The sequence below is a fragment of the Bordetella genomosp. 1 genome (assembly GCF_002261335.1).
Taxonomy (GTDB): domain Bacteria; phylum Pseudomonadota; class Gammaproteobacteria; order Burkholderiales; family Burkholderiaceae_B; genus Bordetella.
Genome location: NZ_NEVL01000003.1, coordinates 31,844 through 54,048 on the forward strand (window position 1 = coordinate 31,844; position 22,205 = coordinate 54,048).

Below are 22,205 nucleotides of genomic sequence, written 5' to 3' on the forward strand. Positions count from 1 at the left end.
ACGCCGCACGGCGCCCGCGTCAGGCGACCTTCTGCTGCGGCTCGTCGCCCGACAGCGCGTCGAGTACGCCGCGCTCGAACTGCATCTGCGAGCGCGGCCGCTCGAGTGCCGAGCCGGCGATGATGAACACATCTTCCACGCGGTCGCCCAGCGTCATGACCTTCGCCATGATGAGATCCACGCCGTTGTCGGCGAACACGCGCGCCAGCGCATAGAGCAGGCCGGGGCGGTCGGTCGCCGTCACCGACAGGCGCCACGACTGGCTGCGTTCGTCGGGATGCAGCTCGGCCTGCGGCATGACCGGGAACACGCGCGACAGACGCGACTGGCGGTTGCGGTGCTGGCTCGAGCGCGCCGGCAGGCGTTCGCCGTCGCGCGCGGCGCGCAGGCGCTGGCTCAGCTCGTGCTCCACCAGGGTGGCCTGGGCGCGCAGGTCGCTGCTGTCGCTGGGCAGCACGATGAAGCTGTCCAGCGCCCAGCCATGGCGGGTGGTATGGATGCGCGCGTCCTGGATCGACATGGCCTTGTAGTCGAAGTAGCCGCAGGTGGTCATGAAGAGATCGGGCGCGTCGCGCGTGTAGATCATCACCTGCAGCCCGCCGCCCTGTTCGGTGGGGCGCACCCGCACCACGGCCTCGTCGGGCGTGACCTGGTAATACAGATGGCGCGTGTGCCAGGCGATCTCGGAGGCGTCGTGGCGCAGAAAATACGCCACGTCGAGCTGCTTCCAGAAGGCCTCGCGCGCGTCGTCGCGCAGGCCCGCGAGGCGGGTCAGGCGCGCGGCCTCTTCCTTGCGCTCGGTCAGCACCGTGTTGGCATCCTGCGTGCCGCCGAGCGCGGCCAGCGTGAGCCGGTAGAGATCCTCGAGCAGCTTGCCCTTCCAGGCGTTCCAGACCTTCGGGCTGGTGCCGCGGATGTCGGCCACCGTGAGCAGGTAGAGCGCGGTCAGGTGGCGCTCGTCGCCCACCTTGCGCGCGAACTCGTTGACCACCTCGGGATCGGAGATGTCGCGCTTCTGGGCGAAGTTCGACATCAGCAGATGCTGGCGCACCAGGAATTCCACCAGCTCGGCGTCGGCGGCATCCAGGCCGTGGTCGTGGGCGAAGCGGCGCACCTCGCGCGCGCCCAGCTCGGAGTGGTCGCCGCCGCGGCCCTTGGCGATGTCATGGAACAGCGCCGCCACGTAGAGCAGCCAGTGGCGGTCGAGATCGGTCATCAGCTGGCTGGCCAGCGGGTATTCCTGGGCGTGCTCCGGCATGGTGAAGCGGCGCAGGTTGCGGATCACGGCCAGCGTGTGCTGGTCGACCGTGTAGACGTGGAACAGATCGTGCTGCATCTGGCCCACGATGCGGCGGAACACCGGCAGGTAGCGCGGCAGCACGTTGAGCATGGTCATGCGCCGGATCTCGTGCACGATGCCGCGCGGCTGCTGCAGGATCTGCAGGAACAGCTTGCGGTTCACGGGATTGCGGCGGAACTGCGCGTCGATCCGGTGGCGCGAGTGCCAGATGGCCCGCAGCGTGCGCGCCGACATGCCGGTGAGCGCGGGGTGCTGCTGCATGGCGAGGAAGGCGCGCAGCAGCAGCGTCGGATTGCGCTCGAAGCAGTCCTCGCGAATGATGTCCAGGCGACCGTGCAGCTCGCGGAAGTCCTCGTCGAGCTGGCGCGCGTCGCTCTCGGGGCGCGGGAACAGCCGCTCCTCGATGTTCTGCACCAGGATCGCGTTGAGCTGGGTCACCAGGCGGGCGGCCCAGTAATAGCGCTGCATCAGCAGCTCGCTGGCGCGGCGCGTGGCGGTGGACGCGATGCCGTAGACCTCGGCCAGGCCGGGCTGCAGGTCGAACAGCACGCGGTCTTCGCGCCGGCCGGTGAGCAGGTGCAGCTCGATGCGCAGCCGCTTGAAGGCCTGCTCGGCGCGGCGCAGGTCGCGTGCCTCGGAGGCGGTCAGCAGGCCGGCCTGCGCCACTTCGCGCCAGGTCTGGCCGAAGCCCGCGGCGCGCGCCATCCACAGGATCACCTGCAGGTCGCGCAGGCCGCCGGGCGATTCCTTGCAATTCGGTTCGAGTGCGTAGGGCGTGTCCTGGTAGCGGGCATGGCGCTGGTGCATCTCGACGCGCTTGGCGCGGAAGAACGCGGCCGCGTCCAGGCGGGCCTGCATCACCGTCTCGAAACGCTTCATCAGGCTGCGGCTGCCCGCCAGCCAGCGCGATTCCAGCAGCGCGGTCTCGACCGTGATGTCGGCCTGGGCCTCCTGCTCGCAATCCTCGATGGTGCGCACGCTGTGGCCGGGCTCGAGCCCGAGGTCCCAGAGCGCCGCGACCAGCGCCTCGATCGCGCGCTCGTCGGCCGGACCCGGCTCGTGCGGCAGCAGGATGAGCAGGTCGACGTCGGAGTGCGGATAGAGCTCGCCGCGGCCGTAGCCGCCGACCGCGGCCAGCGTGGCGCCGGCCGGCAGCGGCGCGAGCTTGATCAGCTCGCGCAGCGCCTGGTCGACGATGCGGCGCAGCTCGTGCAGCAGCGTGTCGGGGCGATGGTGCGCGCGAAACTGCGCCAGCGCGCCCTGGCGGGCGGCCTGCATGCGTTCTTTGAGAGGGGCGAGATCGGTCTGGGTCATGCAGGCTTGCCTGGGGGAAGGGGGTCAGACCTTGGGGATGACGACCGTATCGGGCACGAAGTCCGGCGCGGCCGGCATCTCGGGCGAGACCGTCAGGATCTCGCAGCCGGTGTCCGTCACGCAGATCGTATGCTCCCACTGCGCCGACAGGCTATGGTCGCGCGTCACGACCGTCCAGCCGTCGGCCAGCTGGCGGATCTCGCGGCGGCCGGCGTTGATCATCGGCTCCACCGTGAACAGCATGCCGGTGACCAGCGTGGGGCCGGTGCCGGGTTTGCCATAATGGAGCACCTGCGGATCCTCGTGGAAACGCTGGCCGATGCCGTGGCCGCAGAACTCGCGCACCACCGAAAAGCCCTGCGCCTCCGCGTACTTCTGGATCGCGTGGCCGATGTCGCCCAGCGTGGCGCCGTTGCGCACCGCCGAGATGCCCTTCCACATACAGTCGAAGGTGATGTCGGTCAGGCGGCGCGACAGGATCGAAGGCTCGCCGGCGTGATACATGCGGCTCGTGTCGCCGAACCAGCCGTCCTTGATGATGGTCACGTCGATATTGACCGCGTCCCCGTTTTTCAGGACCTTGTCGCCCGGGATGCCGTGGCACACCTGGTGATTCACCGAGGTACAGATGGCGCCGGGGAAGGGTGGATAGCCGGGCGGGGCGTAGCCGACCGTGGCCGACTTCACCTTGAGCTCGTCGGTCAGGTACTCGAGCGCGAGTTTGTCGAGGTGGCCCGTCGTGACGCCGGGTTTGACGTGGGGCGCGAGGTAGTCGAGGATCCGGGCCGCGTCGCGGCAGGCGGCGCGCATTTTGTCGAGATCGGCGGGGTCGGTAACAATGCCCATGTATCTGCTTGAGTATCCTGGCTGAAAAATAGTAGAATTATAGGCTTGCCTTGAAAACCGTGCGCGTATTCGCGTCGGTCTCGGGGCGATGTGCACGAAGTGTACTTGCCAGGGAACCCCGCGGGGCCTTGTCGATGATGCGCGTTGCCGATCCTTGTTTTGCGTCGCGAAGGGACGCCGATCCGGGGCCGGACATCACGCAGCGCGGCACGGGTCGGGCGGCAATCCTTGCAGGTCGGTCGGCACCTCGCTTCGAGCCGTAGCCGCGCGCAGGTCGACCGGGCAGGGCCGGGCCGCGAGGCTTGGCACAGAAATCGGGAATGACGGCATCGGCAACGACGCCTGCGACCTCCGGTCTCGACTTGCGGTGTTTCACCGCACGAAGATCCCGGAACGGCAGGCAGACGGGGGCAACCCCGGCGTGGAGGCAACTCCGTGCAAGGCTGGTGCCGGGCTGCTCGATCCACGTTTTTGAGCGGCGGTGCAGGCGCGGTGTGGGCGCCCGGTTAATTTCTCGTCAGGCTGCGGGCCATGCCCGGAGCAGGATTCGATGAAATGCCCCGGGACCTGATTCATGCAGCCGGATTCCGCCGCCAACAAAACGTACGGTCCGCAGCGCCGGGCATGGTCGACAGGTCGTGTTCTTGCCGGTCGTCTGGGTTTATCGCGGCGTGCCGTGATCGGCCGGCTGGATTTCTGTTTGCAGTACCCCGCGCGGGGAGTTCCCGCAGCGGCAATCGCGCGTTATGCCACCCAGGGTGTCGGAAAGCCGCAGAAGGCGACGATACAGGCGTAATGCAAGACCCAACCCTCGGAGTAAGTTATGTCCCTCATGCGTGAAATGCTGGAAGCCGGCGTCCACTTCGGTCACCAGACCCGTTACTGGAACCCCAAGATGTCGCAGTACATCTTCGGCCAGCGCAACAAGATTCACATCATCAACCTCGAACAGACGGTCGCCCAATTCCAGGACGCCACCAAGTTCGTGAAGCAACTGGCCGCCCGCGGTGGCTCGATCCTGTTCGTCGGCACCAAGCGCGCCGCTCGCGAACTGGTCGCCGCTGAAGCCGCCCGTTGCGGCATGCCCTACGTCGACGCCCGCTGGCTCGGCGGCATGCTGACCAACTTCAAGACGGTCAAGAGCTCGATCAAGCGCCTGAAGGATATGGAAGCCGTTGTCGCCGAAGGCGGCATGGAGCGTCTGATCAAGAAGGAAGGCCTGCTGTTCCAACGCGAACTCGACAAGCTGAACAAGTCGATCGGCGGCATCAAGGACATGAACGGTCTGCCCGACGCCCTGTTCGTGATCGACGTGGGTTACCACAAGATCGCCGTGGCCGAAGCCCGCACCCTGGGCATCCCCGTGGTCGCCGTGGTTGATACCAACCACTCGCCCGACGGCGTCGACTACGTCATCCCCGGCAACGACGACTCGGCTCGCGCCATCGCGCTGTACGCCAAGGGCATGGCCGACGCCGTGCTGGAAGGCAAGCAACAGAACCTGAACGGTCTGGTCGAGGAAATCGGCGAAGGCCAGGAAGAGTTCGTCGAAGTGCAGGACGGCCAGGCCTGAGGCCCGGTTGCGCGGTGCGGCCGGCCTCGGCCGGCACGCACCGCGTGTCTCATCTCAAGTCGGGCGCGCGCCCGCGGCCCGGGGCTTGCAGCCTGGCGTGGGCGTCCCTTCTCTCGGAGGGGCCACGCGAGTGTCTCGCCTGGGTGTCACACTGAATTCATATCATTGCCCCGGCCCCGCCCGGGCATGTCAAAAGCGAAACTGGAGCTAACATGGCTGAAATTACCGCCGCCCTGGTCAAGGAACTGCGCGAAAAGACCGATGCGCCCATGATGGAGTGCAAGAAGGCCCTGACGGAAGCCGAAGGCGATCTGGATCGCGCCGAGGAAATCCTGCGCGTCAAGCTGGGCAACAAGGCCAGCAAGGCTGCCGCCCGCGTCACCGCCGAGGGCCTGATCGGCCTGTTCATCGCTGCCGATGCCAAGCAAGGCGCCGTGATCGAAGTGAACTGCGAGACCGACTTCGTTGCCAAGAACCCCGACTTCGTGGGCTACGTCAACGCGCTGGCCGAGCTGGTCGCCACCAAGAACCCGGCCGACGTCGCCGCGCTGTCGGACCTGCCGTTCGGCGAAGGCACCGTCGAGACCACCCGTACCGCCCTGGTCGGCAAGATCGGTGAAAACATCTCGATCCGCCGCTTCCAGCGCATCCAGACCCCCGACGCGCTGTCGTCGTACGTGCACGGCGGCCGCATCGGCGTGCTGGTCGAGTTCGCCGGCGCCGAAGAAGTGGGCAAGGACCTGGCCATGCACATCGCCGCGACCAAGCCGAAGGCGCTGGACGCCAGCGGCGTGAGCGCTGCCGACATCGCCACCGAGCGTTCGGTTGCCGAGCAGAAGGCTGCCGAATCGGGCAAGCCGGCCGACATCGTCGCCAAGATGGTCGAGGGTTCGGTGCAGAAGTTCCTGAAGGAAGTGACCCTGCTGTCGCAACCCTTCGTCAAGAACGACAAGCAGTCGGTCGAACAGATGCTCAAGGAAAAGGGCTCGTCGATCAAGCAATTCGTGCTGTACGTCGTTGGTGAAGGGATCGAGAAGAAGACCACCGATTTCGCCGCTGAGGTTGCCGCCGCCGCCGCTGGCCGCGCCTGAAGCGTTATCGTTGCTTACGGGCCGGCGCAGGGTTGCCTGAAACCCCTGTGACCGGCCTATTTCTTGTCTTACACTTTCGTCGGATCGTTCCTCGGGATATCACCTATGAGCAGCAGATCATACAAACGGGTTCTTCTCAAACTTTCCGGCGAGGCGCTGATGGGCGACGATGCTTTCGGCATCAATCGCTCCACCATCGTCCGCATGACCGATGAAATCGCCGAGGTCGCCGCCATGGGCGTCGAGCTGGCCATTGTCATCGGCGGAGGCAATATCTTCCGTGGCGTCGCGCCCGGTGCGCAGGGCATGGACCGCGCCACCGCCGACTACATGGGCATGATGGCCACCATCATGAACGCGCTTGCCCTGCAAGACGCGCTGAAGCACAAGGGCGTGGACACCCGCGTGCAGTCGGCCCTGAACATCGATCAGGTCGTCGAACCCTACATCCGTCCCAAGACCCTGCGTTACCTCGAAGAGGGCAAGGTCGTGATTTTCGCCGCCGGCACGGGCAATCCGTTCTTCACCACCGATACCGCCGCCGCCCTGCGTGGCGCCGAGATCGGCGCGGAGATCGTGCTCAAGGCGACCAAGGTCGATGGCATCTACAGCGCCGATCCCAACAAGGATCCGACCGCCACGCGCTATGCGCGCATCAGCTTCGACGAGGCCATCGTGCGTCGCCTCGAGGTGATGGACGCCACCGCGTTTGCGCTGTGCCGCGACCAGAAACTGCCGATCAAAGTGTTTTCGATCAACAAGTCGGGCGCGCTCAAGCGCGTGGTCGGCGGCGAAGACGAAGGCACCCTGGTACACGTTTGAGAAAAAGGAATAAGCCATGAGCGCTGCAGAAATCCGCAAATCCGCCGAGACCAGGATGAGCAAGTCCCTGGACACGCTCAAGACCAACCTGTCCAAGATCCGCACGGGCCGCGCCCACACCGGCATCCTGGATCACGTGCAGGTCGAGTACTACGGCTCGCCGGTGCCGATCAGCCAGGTCGCCAACGTGAACCTGGTCGACGCGCGCACCATCAGCGTCCAGCCCTACGAAAAGCAGATGTCCGGCCCGATCGAAAAGGCCATCCGCGAATCCGACCTGGGCCTGAACCCGGTCTCGATGGGCGAAACCATCCGCGTGCCGATGCCCGCCCTGACCGAAGAGCGCCGCCGCGACCTGACCAAGGTCGTCAAGAGCGAAGGCGAAGACGCCAAGATTGCCGTGCGCAACCTGCGTCGTGAAGCCAACGAGGCGCTCAAGAAGCTGGTCAAGGACAAGACCATCTCGGAAGACGAAGAGCGTCGTTCGCAAGACGACGTGCAGAAGCTGACCGACCGTTTCGTGGCCGACATCGACAAGATGGTCGTCCAGAAAGAAGCGGAAATCATGACCGTATAATTGCACGGTTGCCCGCCGCCGGCCGCAAGCCGGGGGTGGGTCGTGCAATGCACTGCACAGGCGCCGTCACCGCCGCGCTGCCGCCAGGCCCGGCGGTGCGCGATCCCGGGGACGGCGCAGGTTTTTTCTGGCTTCGTACAGTGTGCCGGCGCCCGTCACTCCGCTAGGCTTTCATCTCTATGGTCATCAGTTCTACCCAGGCGGTTCCCGAAACCCAGGACGTCCCTCAGCACGTCGCCATCATCATGGACGGCAACGGCCGTTGGGCCACGCGCCGGCATCTGCCGCGCACCGCGGGTCATGCCAAGGGAGTCCAGGCGGTGCGCCGCGTGGTCGAGGCCTGCGGTCGGCGCGGCGTGCGCTATCTCACGCTGTTCGCCTTCAGCTCCGAGAACTGGCGCCGTCCGGCCGACGAGGTCACGCTGCTGATGCGCCTGTTCGTGCAGGCGCTCGAGCGCGAGGTCGGCAAGCTGCAGGAGCAGGGCGTGCGGCTGCACGTGGTGGGCGACCTGTCCGCCTTCGAGCCGCGCCTGCGCGAGCTGATCGAAGACGCCCAGGCCCGCACCGCTGGCAACGACCGCCTGCACCTCACCGTGGCCGCCAATTACGGCGGACGCTGGGACATCCTCCAGGCCACCCGCGCCATGCTGCGCGCGCGCCCCGAGCTGGCGGCCAATCCCGACGCCATCGACGAGGCCGCGCTCTCCGAGCACCTGTCGATGGCCTGGGCCCCCGAGCCCGACCTGTTCATCCGCACCGGCGGCGAGCAGCGCATCTCGAATTTCCTCATCTGGCAGCTCAGCTACACCGAGCTGTTCTTCACCGACCAGTATTGGCCCGACATCGACGCCACCGCGCTCGATGCCGCGTTCGAGTGGTATCGCACCCGCGAGCGCCGCTTCGGGCGCACCAGCGCGCAATTGCGCGAAGCCAAGCGCTAACCCCTGTACATCGGAGTCCGCCCCATGCTCGGCCAGCGTATCGTCACCGCGATTGTTCTTCTTGCCGTCCTGGCCGCCGCTCTGGCCGCGCCCAATCCCTGGTGGTTCGTGGCGCTGCTGGCGCTGGGCGCCGCCTGCGCCAACTGGGAGTGGCTGCGCCTGACGCTGCCGCAGCCGCCGAGCCGCGCGGTCGCCGTGGGCGTGCCCGTGGTGCTGTTCGCCGTGATGCTGGGCCTGGCCCACCTGTGGCTGGGCGGCGCGCCGGCGGGCGCGCAGATCGCGGTTGCGCTGCTGCAGTGGCTGGTGCCCGTGGTCGCGCTGATCTGGCTGGTCTGCGCCTGGACCGCCGTGTATCGCGGCCGCGCCGACGCGCCGCCGGCGAGCCTGGGCTGGTCGGCCTTTTCCGTGCTGGCCGTGCTGGCCGCCTGGTCGGTGCTGGCGCTGTGGTTCATGGCGCGCGGCTGGGTCTACGTGATCTCGCTGCTGGCGCTGGTGTGGATCGCCGACATCGCCGCCTATTTCGCCGGCCGGGCCTTCGGCAAGCGCAAGCTGGCGCCCAAGGTCAGCCCGGGCAAGACCATCGCCGGCGCCGTGGCGGGCGTGGGCGGCGCGGTGCTGTGGATCGTCATCTCGGGCCAGTATGCGGGCACCTACGCGGCGGATCTGTTCGCGCGCGGTGGCTGGCTGCTGGCCATCCCCGCGGGCGCCATCCTCGGCGTCGTGTCGATCGTGGGCGACCTGTTCGAGTCCTTGCTCAAGCGCCGTGCCGGCGTCAAGGATTCCAGCGCGCTCCTGCCCGGCCATGGCGGCGTCTACGACCGTATCGACGCCATCCTGCCGGTGGCGCCGATCGCCTTGCTCTTGACTGGAGTGTTGTTTTGAGCGGTTTTCAACGCATCGCCGTGCTGGGCTCCACCGGCTCGATCGGCGAAAGTACCCTGGATGTGATTGCCCGCCACCCGGACCGGCTGGCGGTGTATGCGCTGTCCGCCTATAGCCGGATGGAACGCCTGGCCGAGCAGGCCCTGGCCACCGGCGCGGCGGTCGTGGTCGTGCCGAGCGACGAGGCCCGCGCCCGCTTCCTGGCCGCCTGGCCCGCCCGCGCCACGCTGCCCGAGGTGCGGGTCGGCGCCGAGGCGCTGGCCGGGGTCGCCGCGGCGCCCGAATGCACCACCGTGATGGCCGCCATCGTCGGCGCCGCCGGTCTGCCGGCCGCGCTGGCCGCCGCCCGCGCCGGCAAGCGCGTGCTGCTGGCCAACAAGGAGGCGCTGGTCGCCGCCGGTGCGCTGTTCATGGCCGCCGTGCGCGACGCCGGCGCCGAGCTGCTGCCGATCGACAGCGAACACAACGCGATCTTCCAGTGCCTGCCGCATGGCGGGCGCGCCGGCGCGCCCGAGGCGCCCGCGCTCGGCGTGCGCAAGCTCATCCTGACCGCCTCGGGCGGCCCGTTCCGCCGCCATGATCCGGCCGACCTGCATTCGGTCACGCCCGAACAGGCCTGCGCCCACCCCAACTGGAGCATGGGCCGCAAGATCTCGGTCGACTCGGCCACCATGCTCAACAAGGGGCTGGAGGTCATCGAGGCGCACTGGCTGTTCGCCATGCCCGCCGACCGCATCGAGGTCGTGATCCACCCGCAGAGCGTGGTGCACTCGATGGTGCAGTACGACGACGGCTCGGTGCTGGCGCAGCTCGGCCAGCCCGACATGCGTACCCCGATTTCCTACGGGCTCGGTTTCCCCGACCGGCTCGAGAGCGGCGTCAGCCCGCTCGACCTGACGCGCTGGGGGCGGCTCGACTTCGAGGCGCCCGATCTGGCGCGCTTTCCCTGTCTCGACCTGTCGTTCCAGGCGCTGCGCGCCGGGCAGGCCGCCTGCATCACGCTCAACGCCGCCAACGAGGTCGCCGTGGCGGCCTTTCTGGAGGGCCGCCTGCCGTATACCTGGATTCCCCGGGTCATCGCCGCCGCGCTGGAGTGGCAGGCCGGGCAGGCATCTGTTACGCTCGCCGGCTTGGATGACGTGCTTGCGCTCGACCTCGCGGTGCGCCACTACGCGGGCGACCTGGGCACGGCCTGAGGCCCCGGCGCGCTGCAGGCGGGCCCCGGCGATGCCGCGGGCAGGCGCCATCCATGCAAGGCCGGGCCGGTGCGCCGCACCGGGCAGGGGTTAGAGGCAAGCGCTTTCCGATATACGCGCATCTGAGTAGGTACGCACCATGATTTTCACCTTGCTGGCCTTCGCAGTCGCGCTCGGCACCCTCATCACCTTCCACGAGCTCGGCCACTACTGGGTCGCGCGCCTGTGCGGCGTGCGCGTGTTGCGCTTTTCCTGGGGCTTCGGCCGGGTGATCTGGCGCCGCCGCGACCGCCACGGCACCGAATGGGCGCTGTCGGCCATCCCGCTCGGCGGCTACGTCAAGATGCAGGACGACGCGCCCGTGGGCGCGCCGCTCTCCGAGGTCAAGCGCAGCTTCAATGCCAAGCCGGTGGGCCAGCGCATCGCCATCGTGGCCGCGGGCCCGATCGCCAATCTGCTGCTCGCCATCGTGCTCTATGCCGGCATCAACCTGGTCGGCACGCAGGTGCCGGCGCCGATCGTCGGCGCGCCCGTGGCGGATACGCCCGCCGCCCAGGCCGGCTTCCAGGCCGGCGACCGCATCCAGTCCGTCGGCGGCCAGGCCATCGAATCCTGGGCCGACGCGCGCTGGCGCCTGCTCGACCTGCTGTCGGTCGGCGGCAGCCTCGACGTGCGCGTCCAGGACGCGGCCGGCCGGGCGCGTGATCTGCGCCTGGTCGTGCCCGCCGGCAACCGCATGGACCCGGCCGACGGCGACCCCATGGTTGCCCTCGGCCTGCGGCTGGCCCAGCCCAAGCCGGTGGTGCGCGACGTGATCGCCGGCGGGGCAGGGGAGGCGGCCGGACTGCGCCAGGGCGACCTGATCGTCAAGGCGGGCGAGGCCGAAGGGCTCGACGCCGGTGCGCTGGTGGGCCTGATCCAGCAGCATCCGGGCCAGTCCATGGCCCTCACGGTGATCCGCGACGGCGCGCCCGTGTCGCTGGCGATCGTGCCGCGCGCCGAAGAGGTGCAGGGCCGCCAGATCGGCCGCATCGGCGTGCAGCTCGGCGGCGACGTGCCCATGGTCACGCAGCGCTACGGCATTTTCGAGAGCGTGGCGCGCGGCGCCGAACGCACCTGGGACACGGCCTGGCTGTCGCTGCGCATGATGGGCCGGATGGTGATGGGCGATGTGTCCTGGCGCAATATCAGCGGCCCGGTCACGATCGCGGATTACGCCGGCCAGACCGCCCGGATCGGTCTCGAGGCCTATATTGCCTACCTGGCGCTCATCAGCATCAGCATCGGGGTTTTGAATCTGCTTCCCATCCCGCTGCTGGATGGGGGGCATCTGCTGTACTATCTCGTCGAAATCGTCCGTGGGCGCCCCGTGCCTGACCGCTGGATCGATATCGGACAGCGGGCCGGTGTCGGTCTGCTCGCCTGCTTGATGGGCCTGGCCCTGTTCAACGATTTTGCGCGTCTGTTCACATAGACGCGAATCGAATAAAATCCCCCGCCATTTGCACGACCGAGGATAGCAAAGGATGTCTTTTCGCCGGATGATTGATTCCAGGAGCGATATGCAAGAAAAAGGCTTTTTCAAAAAGGCCAAACTGCCGAGCTTGCTTGCCGCTCTGCTCTTGCCGGCGCTTGCCCATGCCTTCGACCCCTTCGTCGTGCGCGACATTCGCGTTGAGGGCATCCAACGGACCGACGCCGGCACGGTGTTCGGTTATCTGCCGGTGAAGGTCGGCGAGAAGTTCACCGAACAGGACGCCACCGAAGCGGTGCGCCGCCTGTACGGCACGGGCTTCTTCAGCGACGTGCAGATCCAGACCGACAACAACGTCGTCGTCGTCGTGGTCGCCGAGCGTCCCACCATCGCCTCGATCAACTTCAACGGCATGCGTGAGTTCGACTCGAAGAACATCATCAAGTCGCTGGCGCAGGTGGGTTTCGGCGAAGGCCGCATCTTCGATCAGTCGATGCTCGAGCGCGCCGAATACGAGCTCAAGGAACAATACCTCGGCAAGGGCAAGTACGGCGTCGAAGTCACGGCCACCGTCACGCCGCTGCCGCGCAACCGCGTCGGCGTGAGCTTCGACGTGTTCGAGGGCGACGTCGCCAAGATCCGCGAGATCCGCGTGGTCGGCAACAAGGCCTTCTCCGAGAGCGACCTGCTGGATCAGTTCGACCTGACCACGCCGGGCTGGCTCACGTGGTACACCAACACCGACAAGTACTCGCGCGAAAAGCTCGAGGGCGACATCGAGCGCCTGCGCTCGTTCTACCTCGACCAGGGCTACCTCGAATTCACCGTCGAGCCGCCGCAGGTCACGATCTCGCCCGACCGCAAGGACATCTACATCACCGTCACGGTGCATGAAGGCGAGCCCTACAAGGTGCGCAGCGTCAAGCTGGCCGGCAACCTGCTGGGCCTGGACACCGAGATCAACAAGCTGATCGAAGTGAAGGCAGGCGAGACCTTCTCGGCCGCGCAGGCCAACAACTCGGCCAAGGCGATCACCGACTACCTCGGCGAACTCGGCTACGCCTTCGCCAACGTCAACCCGAATCCGCAGCTCGATCGCGCCAAGCACGAGGCCGACGTCACGTTCTACGTCGACCCGAGCCGCCGCGTGTACGTGCGCCGCATCCAGGTGGGTGGCAACACCCGCACCCGCGACGAAGTCGTGCGCCGCGAAATGCGCCAGCAGGAAGCCGCCTGGTACGACGCCGGCGACATCAAGGTCTCGCGCGATCGCGTCGACCGCCTGGGCTACTTCAACGAAGTCAACGTCAAGACCGATCCGGTGCCGGGCTCGCCCGACCAGGTCGACGTCAACGTCGACGTGAAGGAAAAGCCCACCGGCATGATCAACCTCGGCGTGGGCTATGGCTCGTCCGAAAAGGCGATCCTGTCGGCCGGTATCTCCGAAGACAACGTGTTCGGCAGCGGCACCAACCTGTCCTTGCAGGTCAACACCAGCAAGACCAACCGCGCCGTCGTGCTCTCGCACACCGATCCGTACTTCACTAAGGACGGCATCAGCCGCACCAGCTCGGCCTACTACCGCGTCACCGAGCCCTGGAACAACAACGACGGCGATTACCGCGTCAAGGCCATGGGCCTGGGCATGAACTTCGGCGTCCCGATCTCGGAATACGACCGGATCTTCCTGGGCGGCACGTTCGAACGCAACCAGATCGACCTGTACAACAACTCGCCGCTGGCCTATCGCAACTTCGTCGACCAGTACGGCGACTCGACCAACGCGTTCATCTTCAACGCGGGCTGGTCCAAGGACACCCGCGACAGCGCGCTGGCGCCGAACAAGGGTTCCTACACCCGCCTGAAGGGTGACTTCTCCACGATGGACCTGAAGTACTACCTGCTGACCGCTCAGCAGCAGTACTACGTGCCGCTGGGCCGCAGCTACACGCTGGCCCTGAACGGCATGGTCGACTACGGCCGCAGCTACGGCGGCCTCGACTACCCGGTCATCAAGAACGTCTATGGCGGCGGTATCGGCACCGTGCGCGGCTACGAAGGCGCCTCGCTCGGCCCGCGTGACTCGCTCACCGGCGACTACCTCGGCGGTTCGCGCCGGATCATCGCCAACGCGCAGCTCTACCTGCCGTTCCCGGGCGCCTCGAAAGACCGCACGCTGCGCTGGTTCGTGTTCGCCGACGCCGGCCAGGTTTCGGCAGGCAGTGGCATGCAGTGCACGGCCGGCAAGAACAACAGCGAAGTCGAGGATCCTTGCGGCTGGCGCTACTCGGCCGGTATCGGCCTGTCGTGGCAGTCGCCGCTGGGCCCGCTGCAACTGTCGTATGCCCGTCCGCTCAACTCCAAGCCGGGCGACGACACGCAGAGCTTCCAGTTCCAGATCGGCACCGGTTTCTGATCCGGCACCTCGGCTGAGAACCGCGCCAGGCGGTCCTCAGCTGAGAACGGTTACGCCTGAAAACATGGGGATTCCGGCCGCTGGCTGGCTCACTCGTGGATTAGTGGCACAATATTGTTTTGCTTTACCTCATTCGAAGGTGAGATTTTCATGATGTCTGATTTCGCACTCAACAATTCGGGTTCCATGCGCGTCGCCGTTGCCGGCTCGCGTGCCGGTCGCAAGCTCGGTACCTCGCTGGCGCTGATGGGTGCGCTGGTGCTCGGTCAAGCAGCTGTCGTTTCGACCGCGCAGGCGCAAGGCACGAAGATCGGCTTCGTGAACACGGAGCGGATCCTGCGTGACTCGGGTCCGGCCAAGGCCGCCCAAAGCAAGATCGAATCGGAATTCAAGCGCCGCAGCGACGAGCTCGACAGCCTGACCAGCAAGCTGCGCAGCCAGGCCGAGAAGTTCGACAAGGACGCCCCCGTGCTGTCCGAGTCGGATCGCGTCAAGCGCCAGCGCGAACTGTCGAACCTCGACATGGACCTGCAGCGCAAGCGCCGCGAGTTCCAGGAAGACTTCAACCGTCGCCGCAACGAAGAGTTCTCGGGCATCGTCACCAAAGCGAACGACGCCATCAAGCGCATCGCCGAGCAAGAGAACTACGACCTGATCGTCCAGGACGCCGTCACGGTCAACCCGCGCATCGACATCACCGACAAGGTGATCCAGGCCCTGGGTCGCTGATCGCTTATGCCGGTTCTGCTGGACACCGCCCGGGCGCCAAGGCTCGACGCCTTGCTCGCCGGGGCCAACATTCAGGGCCTGGACTGGCAGCTCGACGGGATCCAGGGCGCTGAAGCGCCGCAGATCCTGGGCCTGGGCACGCTCTCGAACGCGGGTCCGCAGGAAATCAGTTTCCTGTCGAACCCGCGTTATCAAAGCCAACTGGCCACCACGCGTGCCGGCGCGGTGATCGTTACCCCCGAAGTGGCCGAGGCCCTGCGCGAGCAGGGCGCGGCCGCTTTCGTGCGCGTCGTCTGCAAACACCCGTATCTGCTGTATGCGCGCCTTGCGCAATGGTTCGACGCCGCCCGGCGTCCGGCCGCCGTGCCGGGCGTGCATCCCAGCGCCGTGGTGGCGCCCGACGCGCTGATCGAATCCGGCGCGAGCATCGCTGCCCAGTGCGTGATCGAGTCCGGTGCCCGCATCGGCCGCGGCGCGCGCATCGGCGCAGGCTGCGTCATCGGCGCGGGTGCCCAGGTGGGTGCGGATACCGTGCTGCATCCGCGCGTCACGCTCTACGAGGGCGTGCGCGTCGGTGAGCGCTGCATCCTGCACAGCGGTGCCGTGCTGGGCGCCGACGGCTTCGGCTTCGCGCCCGATCCCACGCTGGGCAAGGGCGCCTGGGGCAAGATTCCGCAGCTCGGCTCGGTCAGCGTGGGCAACGACGTCGAGATCGGCGCCAACACCACCATCGACCGCGGCGCGCTCGACGACACCGTCATTGCCGACGGCGTCAAGCTCGACAACCAGATCATGGTGGCGCACAACGTGCGCATCGGCGCCCACACGGCGATTGCCGCCTGCGTCGGCGTGGCGGGCTCCACCAGCATCGGCGAACGCTGCACCATCGGCGGCGCCGCGATGCTGTCGGGCCACCTCACGCTGGGCGACGACGTGCACATTTCCGGTGGCACGGCGGTGACCTCGAACATCACCAAGCCGGGCCGCTACACCGGCGTGTATCCGTACGCCGAGCATGGCGAATGGCAGCGCAATGCCGCCGTGATACAACAGCTGTCGAAACTGCGTCGCCGCGTGCGCACGCTGGAACAGGAATAGGGCGCAGCCGCCGGGCAGCGCGCAGGCGGACCCCTCCGGTCCGCGGTGGCGCGCGCCCGGCGGCCGTGCTGACAACATTACTCATATCGCAGGAAAGAACGACATGGAACTCGACATCAAGGGGATAATGGAACGTCTGCCGCATCGCTACCCGATGCTGCTGATCGATCGCGTGCTGGAGATGGTGCCCGGCAAGTCCATCGTGGCGCTGAAAAACGTGTCGATCAACGAGCCTTTCTTCGAGGGCCACTTCCCGCATCATCCCGTGATGCCGGGCGTGCTCATCATCGAAGCGATGGCGCAGGCCTCGGCCCTGTTCTCGTTCACCGACGAGAATGGCGGTCTCAAGAGCGAGGCGGGCAAGACGGCGTATTATCTGGTGGGTGTCGATGGCGCGCGCTTCCGCCGCCCCGTGGTGCCCGGCGACCAGCTGCGCATCGAGGTCGAAGCCGAGCGCCTGTCGCGCGCGATCTGCAAGTATCAGGGTCGTGCCCTGGTCGACGGCCAGCTCGTGGCCGAAGCCAAGCTGATGTGCGCGATCCGTAGCCTGGAAGAGTAAATGTCCGGAAACATCCATCCCACCGCGGTGATCGATCCCGCCGCGCAAATCGACAGCACGGCCGTCATCGGTGCCTACTCGGTGGTGGGCCCCGGTGTCACGATCGGTGCCGGCACCCAGATCGGCCCGCACTGCGTGGTCGACGGCGTGACCACCATCGGCCGCGACAATCATTTCTACCGCTTCTGCTCGATCGGCGGCATGCCGCAGGACAAGAAGTATGCGGGCGAGCCGACGCGTCTGGTGATCGGCGATCGCAACACCGTGCGCGAGTTCACGACGTTCAACACCGGCACGGTGCAGGACGGCGGCGTGACCACGGTGGGCAACGACAACTGGATCATGGCCTACGTGCACATCGCGCACGACTGCCATATCGGCAACAACACGATCCTCGCCAATTCGGTGCAGCTCGGTGGCCACGTGCACGTCGGCGACTGGGCCATCGTGGGCGGCCTGACGGGCGTGCACCAGTTCTCCAAGATCGGCGCACACAGCATGACGGGCGGCAACAGCTCGCTCATGCAGGACACGCCGCCGTTCGTGCTGGGCGCCGGCAATCCCTGCCGCCCGGTGGGCATCAACGTCGAGGGCCTGAAGCGGCGCGGTTTCACGCCGGCCCAGGTGTCGGCGCTGCGTGACGCCTACAAGCTGATCTATCGCCGCGGCCTGTCGCTCGACGAGGCGCGCGCCGAGCTGCGTGCCCGCCAGCAATCCGAGCCCGAGGTCGCCGAGCAGCTGCAGACGCTGCTCGACTTCCTCGACGGGTCCAACCGCGGCATCATCAGGCCATGAGTCTGCGTATCGGCATGGTGGCCGGCGAGCCTTCGGGCGACCTGCTGGCCGGTCGGATCATCGGGGGCCTGCATGCGCATGCCCCCGATGTGCATTGCGAAGGCATCGGCGGCCCGCAGATGCTCGCGCGCGGCTTCGACGCCTGGCATCCGATGCACGCGCTCACGGTGTTCGGCTACGTCGATGCGCTCAAGCGCATCCCCAGCCTGCTGTCGATCTACGGCGACGTGAAGAAGCGCTGGCTGGCCGAGCCGCCGCAGGTGTTCGTGGGCATCGACGCGCCCGACTTCAACCTGCGCCTGGAGCAGCAGCTGCGCCAGGCCGGCACGCCCACCGTGCATTTCGTCGGACCCTCGATCTGGGCCTGGCGCTATGAGCGCATCCACAAGATCCGCGCGTCGGTGTCGCACATGCTGGTGCTCTTCCCGTTCGAGGAAGAGATCTACCGGAAAGAAAACATCCCGGTCACGTACGTCGGCCATCCGCTGGCGGGCGCGATCCCGATGCAGCCCGACCGCGAGGCCGCGCGCCGCCGTCTCGGGCTCGACCAGGACGCCGCGATCCTCGCGATCCTGCCGGGCAGCCGCTCGTCGGAGATCCGCCTGCTCGCGCCGCGCTTTCTCGAGGCCGCGCGCCTGCTGCAGGCGCGCGATCCGGCGCTGCAGTGCGTGGTGCCCATGGTCAACGCGCAGCGCCGCGCCGAGTTCGAGCAGATCCTGGCGCAGCACCCGGTGCGCAATCTGCGCGTGGTCACGGCGGAAGACCTCCAGGAAGACGCCGGCGGCAAGCCGGTGGCCTGGAGCGTGATGGAGGCCAGCACCGCGGTGCTGGTGGCCAGCGGCACCGCCACGCTCGAGACCGCGCTGTACAAGCGGCCGATGGTCATCTCCTACGTGCTGTCGCCCTGGATGCGCCGCATCATGTCCTGGAAGTCGGGCCAGCAGCGGCCCTATCTCCCGTGGGTGGGGCTGCCCAACGTGTTGCTGCGCGACTTCGCCGTGCCCGAGGTGCTGCAGGACGACGCCACGCCGCAGGCGCTGGCCGACGCGACCTGGATGGCCCTGACCGACGAGGCCAACCGCAACCGGGTCGAGGCGCGTTTCACCGCCATGCACCAGGAGCTGCTGCGCGACACGCCTGCGCTGGCGGCACAGGCCATTCTGGAGGTGGCGCATGGCGGGCGTTGAGGTCGTGGTGCAGGCCGACATGTTCGGCGCGCCGGTATTCGCGCCGCAGGCCGTGGCCGGCGTGGACGAGGCCGGGCGCGGCCCGCTCGCCGGCGCCGTCTACGCGGCCGCCGTGATCCTCGATCCGGCGCGCACCATCGACGGCCTGGCCGATTCCAAGATCCTGAAGTCGGAGCGGCGCGAGGCGCTCGCGCTGCAGATCCAGGCCGAGGCGTTCGCCTGGTGCATCGCCAGCGCCAGCGTCGACGAGATCGACAGCATGAACATCCTGCGCGCCACCATGCTCGCCATGGAGCGCGCGGTGCAGGGCCTGGCGCACGCGCCCGAGCTCGCCATGATCGACGGCAATCAGTCGCCGCGGCTGCGCTGCGCGGTGCAGACCGTGGTCAAGGGCGATGCGCTGGTGCCCGCCATCTCGGCCGCCTCGATCCTGGCCAAGACGGCGCGCGACGCGGACCTGCTGCGCCTGCACACGCTGTATCCGCAGTATGCGTTCGACCAGCACAAGGGCTACGGCACCGCGCTGCATCTGGAGCGCCTGCGCGATCACGGTCCGTGCCCCGAGCATCGCCGCAGCTTCGCGCCGATCAAGGCCTATTTCGTGCCGGCCGCGCTGGTCGGCGCCGTGGCATGAAACACATCAGTTCGCGCGACAACCCGGCCGTCAAGGCATTGATCAAGCTGGCGCAGGGCGCCGGCCGACGCGGCGCGCCCGCGCTGCTCGACGGCGTGCACCTGTGCGAGGCGTGGCTGGCCCACGGCGGCGTGCCGGTGCAGGCCGTGTTCGACGTGGCGCGGCTGGACCAGCCCGCCATCGCCGCGCTGGCGCGCGCCGTGCCGCCCGAGCGCTGTCTCGCCCTCGACACCCGTCTGCTGCACGCCGTGGCCACGGTCGAGGCGGAGCAGGGCGTGCTGTTCGTGGTCGAGCCGCCGGCGCCGGCGCTGCCCGCGCGCATCGACGGCGATTGCGTGCTGTTCGACCGCATCCAGGACCCGGGCAACGTGGGCACCTTGCTGCGCACCTGCGCGGCCGCCGGCATCCGCCAGGTGTTCCTCGCCACCGGCTGCGCCGCGGCCTGGTCGCCCAAGGTGCTGCGCAGCGGCCAGGGCGCGCATTTCGCCCTGCAGATCCACGAACACCTCGACCTGCTCGACCTGACGGGGCGGCTGGCCGCGCCGCTGGTCGCCACCGCGCTGGAAGGCGGCGCCAGCCTGTACGGCGCGGCATTGCCGCCGGCTTGTGCCTGGGTGTTCGGCCACGAAGGGCAGGGCGTCGATCCGGCGCTGCTGGCGCGCGCCGCGCGCAAGGTCTACATCCCGCACGACGCCGACGCGGTCGAGTCGCTCAACGTGGGCGCGGCCGCGGCGATCTGCCTGTTCGAACAGCGCCGCCAGCGCCTGCTGGCCGGCTGAGGGTGCGGCGCCGCGGCGCCGGCCGGAGCGGGACGCGCGGCGAGCGCGAAAAACATTCGTAACATTCGCGCGGGACGAATATACTTTCGGCCTTCCGTCCCCCTGGAGCTAGCATGTTCTCGCGTTCTCTCCGCAAGCACGGCGCGCGCATCGCGCTGATGGCGGCGGCCGGCATGGTGCTGAGCGGCTGCCTGTCCGTCAGTACGCAGCAGGTCGCGCTCGCGCCCGTCACCGACGTCGACAGCGCCAATGAGCTGAGCCTGGCCCGCAACGTGATCTTCACGCTGTCCAACGGCACCAACCAGACCCTGCCGGCCGGCTCGTGCTGGCGCCGCGCCGGCGCGATCGCGCAGGGCGACGTCTATCGTCCGCTCGACCGCAATTTCGTGATCCAGGGCCGCCGCCAGGCGGAGGCCTGGATCGTGGCCGCTGGCGGCAAGCTGGCGGGCTTCTACCTGCCCGGCGAGCGTTCCTATACGCCGCTGTCCCATCCCGTGACCCTGCCCGTGGAGATGCGTCAATGAGCGCGTGGTTCAAACAGATCGGCCGGATCGTGGCCGCGGCCGCCGTGCTGGGGGCGCTGGCCGCCTGCGCCGGCCCGCGCTATTCGGTGGTGCAGAACACGCTGCCGCCGCTCGCGGCGGGCGAGGGCCGCATCTTCTTCTACCAGCCGCAACCCTCCAACATCTCGGGTCCGCAGCAGAAGCTGCGCGTCAACAACGAGGTGGTGGGTCGCAACAAGCCGGCCGCGTTCTTCTACGTCGACCGGCCGGCGGGCAGCTATGTGGTCACCAACCTCTACTGGACGGGCGACGGCGTGAGCTTCGCGCTGGACGAGGGCCAGTCGCGCTACGTGCGGATCACGGCCGAGAACCTCGGCAGCACCGGCACCGTGGGCAAGCTCACGATGCAGCTGGCCGAGCCCGAGCAGGCCCAGGCCGAGATGCAGCCGCTGCGCCTGTGGGGCGCCGCCACGCCGGGCCGCCCCTGAGCCGGGCGCCCCTCAGCCGGGCGCTCCGCCCCGACCGGGCGTGCCGCGCTTGACGAAAAAACCGGGCCCGGGGCCCGGTTTTTTCATGCCCGGCGCAGACCCGCTCAGCGGCCCAGGCCCACTTCCTGCAGCACCGTGGTGGCGATCTCTTCGATCGACTTGGTGGTGGTGGAGAGCCAGGAGATGCCTTCGCGCCGCATCATGCGCTCGGCCTCGGCCACCTCGTAGCGGCACTGCTCGAGCTGGGCGTAGGCGCTGTTGGGGCGGCGTTCGTTGCGCACCTCGGCCAGGCGCTCGGGCTGGATCGACAGCCCGAACAGCTTGGCCCGGTGGGGCGCGATGGTCTTGGGCAGCGTGCCGCGCTCGAAGTCGTCGGGCGTGAGGGGGAAGTTGGCGGCCTTGATCGCGTACTGCATGGCCAGGTAGAGGCTGGTCGGCGTCTTGCCGCAGCGCGACACCCCGACCAGGATCACGTCGGCCTGGTCGAGCTGGTTCACGAACTGGCCGTCGTCGTGGGCCAGGCTGAAGTTGATGGCGTCGATCCGGTTGCGGTATTTCTCGGAGTTGGCCGCCATGTGCGAACGCCCGATCGAATGGCTCGATTTCAGGCCCAGCGCCTGTTCGATGTGGCTCACGAAGGTGCCGAACAGGTCGAGGAACACGCCGTTGGCCTGGCGCACCCGGTTCAGGATCTCGGGATTGACCAGGGTGCTGAACACGATCGGCGGCACCCCGGTCTCGAGCGCGTTGCGATCGATGCGGGCGGCGATCTCGTTCGCCTTCTCCAGGGTGTCGATGTAAGGGAGCCGGATCGGCTTGAATTGCACCTGATCGAACTGCGAAAGCACGGAGTGGCTGAAGGTCTCAGCCGTGATGCCGGTGCTGTCCGAAACGATGTAAACGGTGCGTTCGATAGGAGTCTGCGTCATATGTAAAAAATTCCAACCAGGCCAGGATACGGACTAACCCGAACGGGTACAATCCTTTCCCTGTATGAGTCA

At 67.7% G+C, this 22,205-nt stretch carries 22 protein-coding genes; 18 read left to right on the plus strand and 4 right to left on the minus strand.

Annotated elements, in window-relative coordinates:
• Positions 1-19: 19 nt before the first annotated feature.
• Positions 20-2,614 carry a [protein-PII] uridylyltransferase gene (locus tag CEG14_RS08615; protein WP_094825975.1) on the minus strand — a complete coding sequence of 865 codons (2,595 nt, stop codon included), beginning with the start codon at positions 2,612-2,614 and terminating at the stop codon, positions 20-22.
• A 24-nt stretch (positions 2,615-2,638) separates the two neighbouring features.
• Entirely contained in the window at positions 2,639-3,460 is an 822-nt protein-coding gene (gene map / locus CEG14_RS08620) for a type I methionyl aminopeptidase (RefSeq protein WP_094825976.1), read from the minus strand.
• An 823-nt stretch (positions 3,461-4,283) separates the two neighbouring features.
• On the opposite strand from map, the gene rpsB reads away from it, so the two are divergent.
• The 8 genes from rpsB to rseP all read left to right on the plus strand — a co-directional run bounded on the left by rpsB (position 4,284) and on the right by rseP (position 12,016).
• Positions 4,284-5,033 carry a 30S ribosomal protein S2 gene (gene rpsB, locus CEG14_RS08625; protein WP_094825977.1) on the plus strand — a complete coding sequence of 250 codons (750 nt, stop codon included), beginning with the start codon at positions 4,284-4,286 and terminating at the stop codon, positions 5,031-5,033.
• Between the two features lie 212 nt (positions 5,034-5,245).
• Complete coding sequence (gene tsf / locus CEG14_RS08630) at positions 5,246-6,124, plus strand: translation elongation factor Ts (protein WP_094825978.1); 879 nt, start codon at positions 5,246-5,248, stop codon at positions 6,122-6,124.
• A gap of 105 nt (positions 6,125-6,229) precedes the next feature.
• On the plus strand, positions 6,230-6,946 hold the full coding sequence (gene pyrH, locus CEG14_RS08635; protein ID WP_094799532.1) for a UMP kinase: 717 nt from the start codon (positions 6,230-6,232) through the stop codon (positions 6,944-6,946).
• 16 nt (positions 6,947-6,962) lie between these two features.
• Positions 6,963-7,523, plus strand: a complete 561-nt coding sequence (frr, locus tag CEG14_RS08640) for a ribosome recycling factor (RefSeq protein ID WP_094825979.1) — start codon at positions 6,963-6,965, stop codon at positions 7,521-7,523.
• Positions 7,524-7,702: 179 nt separating this feature from the next.
• Positions 7,703-8,464, plus strand: coding sequence for a polyprenyl diphosphate synthase (gene uppS / locus CEG14_RS08645; protein ID WP_094825980.1), 762 nt, complete (start codon positions 7,703-7,705; stop codon positions 8,462-8,464).
• Between the two features lie 24 nt (positions 8,465-8,488).
• Positions 8,489-9,346 carry a phosphatidate cytidylyltransferase gene (locus tag CEG14_RS08650; RefSeq protein ID WP_094825981.1) on the plus strand — a complete coding sequence of 286 codons (858 nt, stop codon included), beginning with the start codon at positions 8,489-8,491 and terminating at the stop codon, positions 9,344-9,346.
• Entirely contained in the window at positions 9,343-10,542 is a 1,200-nt protein-coding gene (locus tag CEG14_RS08655) for a 1-deoxy-D-xylulose-5-phosphate reductoisomerase (RefSeq protein WP_094825982.1), read from the plus strand. The genes CEG14_RS08650 and CEG14_RS08655 overlap by 4 nt, the downstream gene beginning before the upstream one ends.
• A 139-nt stretch (positions 10,543-10,681) precedes the next feature.
• Positions 10,682-12,016: an RIP metalloprotease RseP gene (rseP, locus tag CEG14_RS08660; protein ID WP_094825983.1), complete on the plus strand. Its 1,335-nt coding sequence runs from the start codon at positions 10,682-10,684 to the stop codon at positions 12,014-12,016.
• Here the strand turns inward: rseP and CEG14_RS26570 are convergent.
• Positions 12,009-12,230, minus strand: coding sequence for a hypothetical protein (locus CEG14_RS26570; RefSeq protein ID WP_256985800.1), 222 nt, complete (start codon positions 12,228-12,230; stop codon positions 12,009-12,011). The genes rseP and CEG14_RS26570 overlap by 8 nt on opposite strands.
• On the opposite strand from CEG14_RS26570, the gene bamA reads away from it, so the two are divergent.
• The 10 genes from bamA to CEG14_RS08710 all read left to right on the plus strand — a co-directional run bounded on the left by bamA (position 12,147) and on the right by CEG14_RS08710 (position 21,204).
• The gene (bamA, locus tag CEG14_RS08665) at positions 12,147-14,432 is read left to right on the plus strand and encodes an outer membrane protein assembly factor BamA (protein WP_373454184.1); all 2,286 of its coding nucleotides are present in this window, start codon (positions 12,147-12,149) and stop codon (positions 14,430-14,432) included. The two genes, CEG14_RS26570 and bamA, sit on opposite strands and share 84 nt — an antisense overlap.
• Positions 14,433-14,582: 150 nt before the next feature.
• Positions 14,583-15,161 (plus strand): OmpH family outer membrane protein, encoded by a 579-nt coding sequence (locus tag CEG14_RS08670; protein ID WP_094825985.1) that lies wholly within the window; start codon positions 14,583-14,585, stop codon positions 15,159-15,161.
• A gap of 6 nt (positions 15,162-15,167) precedes the next feature.
• A complete protein-coding gene (gene lpxD / locus CEG14_RS08675; protein ID WP_094825986.1) occupies positions 15,168-16,259 on the plus strand; it encodes a UDP-3-O-(3-hydroxymyristoyl)glucosamine N-acyltransferase in 1,092 nt (363 codons plus the stop codon).
• A 103-nt stretch (positions 16,260-16,362) separates the two neighbouring features.
• On the plus strand, positions 16,363-16,818 hold the full coding sequence (fabZ, locus tag CEG14_RS08680; RefSeq protein ID WP_094825987.1) for a 3-hydroxyacyl-ACP dehydratase FabZ: 456 nt from the start codon (positions 16,363-16,365) through the stop codon (positions 16,816-16,818).
• Positions 16,819-17,613 carry an acyl-ACP--UDP-N-acetylglucosamine O-acyltransferase gene (lpxA, locus tag CEG14_RS08685; RefSeq protein ID WP_094825988.1) on the plus strand — a complete coding sequence of 265 codons (795 nt, stop codon included), beginning with the start codon at positions 16,819-16,821 and terminating at the stop codon, positions 17,611-17,613.
• Positions 17,610-18,800: a lipid-A-disaccharide synthase gene (lpxB, locus tag CEG14_RS08690; protein ID WP_094825989.1), complete on the plus strand. Its 1,191-nt coding sequence runs from the start codon at positions 17,610-17,612 to the stop codon at positions 18,798-18,800. The genes lpxA and lpxB overlap by 4 nt, the downstream gene beginning before the upstream one ends.
• Positions 18,801-18,804: 4 nt before the next feature.
• Positions 18,805-19,434, plus strand: coding sequence for a ribonuclease HII (rnhB, locus tag CEG14_RS08695; protein ID WP_373454199.1), 630 nt, complete (start codon positions 18,805-18,807; stop codon positions 19,432-19,434).
• Positions 19,431-20,213, plus strand: coding sequence for a TrmH family RNA methyltransferase (locus tag CEG14_RS08700; protein WP_094825990.1), 783 nt, complete (start codon positions 19,431-19,433; stop codon positions 20,211-20,213). Before rnhB ends, CEG14_RS08700 begins: the two co-directional genes overlap by 4 nt.
• Before the next feature lie 113 nt (positions 20,214-20,326).
• Positions 20,327-20,737 (plus strand): hypothetical protein, encoded by a 411-nt coding sequence (locus CEG14_RS08705; RefSeq protein ID WP_256985615.1) that lies wholly within the window; start codon positions 20,327-20,329, stop codon positions 20,735-20,737.
• On the plus strand, positions 20,734-21,204 hold the full coding sequence (locus CEG14_RS08710) for a hypothetical protein (protein WP_094825991.1): 471 nt from the start codon (positions 20,734-20,736) through the stop codon (positions 21,202-21,204). Before CEG14_RS08705 ends, CEG14_RS08710 begins: the two co-directional genes overlap by 4 nt.
• Before the next feature lie 104 nt (positions 21,205-21,308).
• On the opposite strand, the gene ppsR is transcribed toward CEG14_RS08710, so the two are convergent.
• Positions 21,309-22,133, minus strand: coding sequence for a posphoenolpyruvate synthetase regulatory kinase/phosphorylase PpsR (ppsR, locus tag CEG14_RS08715; protein WP_094825992.1), 825 nt, complete (start codon positions 22,131-22,133; stop codon positions 21,309-21,311).
• Between the last annotated feature and the right edge of the window lie 72 nt (positions 22,134-22,205).

Excerpts from the sequence above, each read along its gene's own strand:
- CEG14_RS08615 (WP_094825975.1), bottom strand. The coding sequence starts at position 2,614 with ATGACCCAGACCGATCTCGCCCCTCTCAAAGAACGCATGCAGGCCGCC.
- map (WP_094825976.1), bottom strand. The coding sequence starts at position 3,460 with ATGGGCATTGTTACCGACCCCGCCGATCTCGACAAAATGCGCGCCGCC.
- rpsB (WP_094825977.1), top strand. The coding sequence starts at position 4,284 with ATGTCCCTCATGCGTGAAATGCTGGAAGCCGGCGTCCACTTCGGTCAC.
- tsf (WP_094825978.1), top strand. The coding sequence starts at position 5,246 with ATGGCTGAAATTACCGCCGCCCTGGTCAAGGAACTGCGCGAAAAGACC.
- pyrH (WP_094799532.1), top strand. The coding sequence starts at position 6,230 with ATGAGCAGCAGATCATACAAACGGGTTCTTCTCAAACTTTCCGGCGAG.
- frr (WP_094825979.1), top strand. The coding sequence starts at position 6,963 with ATGAGCGCTGCAGAAATCCGCAAATCCGCCGAGACCAGGATGAGCAAG.
- uppS (WP_094825980.1), top strand. The coding sequence starts at position 7,703 with ATGGTCATCAGTTCTACCCAGGCGGTTCCCGAAACCCAGGACGTCCCT.
- CEG14_RS08650 (WP_094825981.1), top strand. The coding sequence starts at position 8,489 with ATGCTCGGCCAGCGTATCGTCACCGCGATTGTTCTTCTTGCCGTCCTG.
- rseP (WP_094825983.1), top strand. The coding sequence starts at position 10,682 with ATGATTTTCACCTTGCTGGCCTTCGCAGTCGCGCTCGGCACCCTCATC.
- CEG14_RS08670 (WP_094825985.1), top strand. The coding sequence starts at position 14,583 with ATGATGTCTGATTTCGCACTCAACAATTCGGGTTCCATGCGCGTCGCC.
- lpxD (WP_094825986.1), top strand. The coding sequence starts at position 15,168 with ATGCCGGTTCTGCTGGACACCGCCCGGGCGCCAAGGCTCGACGCCTTG.
- fabZ (WP_094825987.1), top strand. The coding sequence starts at position 16,363 with ATGGAACTCGACATCAAGGGGATAATGGAACGTCTGCCGCATCGCTAC.
- lpxA (WP_094825988.1), top strand. The coding sequence starts at position 16,819 with ATGTCCGGAAACATCCATCCCACCGCGGTGATCGATCCCGCCGCGCAA.
- lpxB (WP_094825989.1), top strand. The coding sequence starts at position 17,610 with ATGAGTCTGCGTATCGGCATGGTGGCCGGCGAGCCTTCGGGCGACCTG.
- CEG14_RS08700 (WP_094825990.1), top strand. The coding sequence starts at position 19,431 with ATGAAACACATCAGTTCGCGCGACAACCCGGCCGTCAAGGCATTGATC.
- CEG14_RS08705 (WP_256985615.1), top strand. The coding sequence starts at position 20,327 with ATGTTCTCGCGTTCTCTCCGCAAGCACGGCGCGCGCATCGCGCTGATG.
- CEG14_RS08710 (WP_094825991.1), top strand. The coding sequence starts at position 20,734 with ATGAGCGCGTGGTTCAAACAGATCGGCCGGATCGTGGCCGCGGCCGCC.
- ppsR (WP_094825992.1), bottom strand. The coding sequence starts at position 22,133 with ATGACGCAGACTCCTATCGAACGCACCGTTTACATCGTTTCGGACAGC.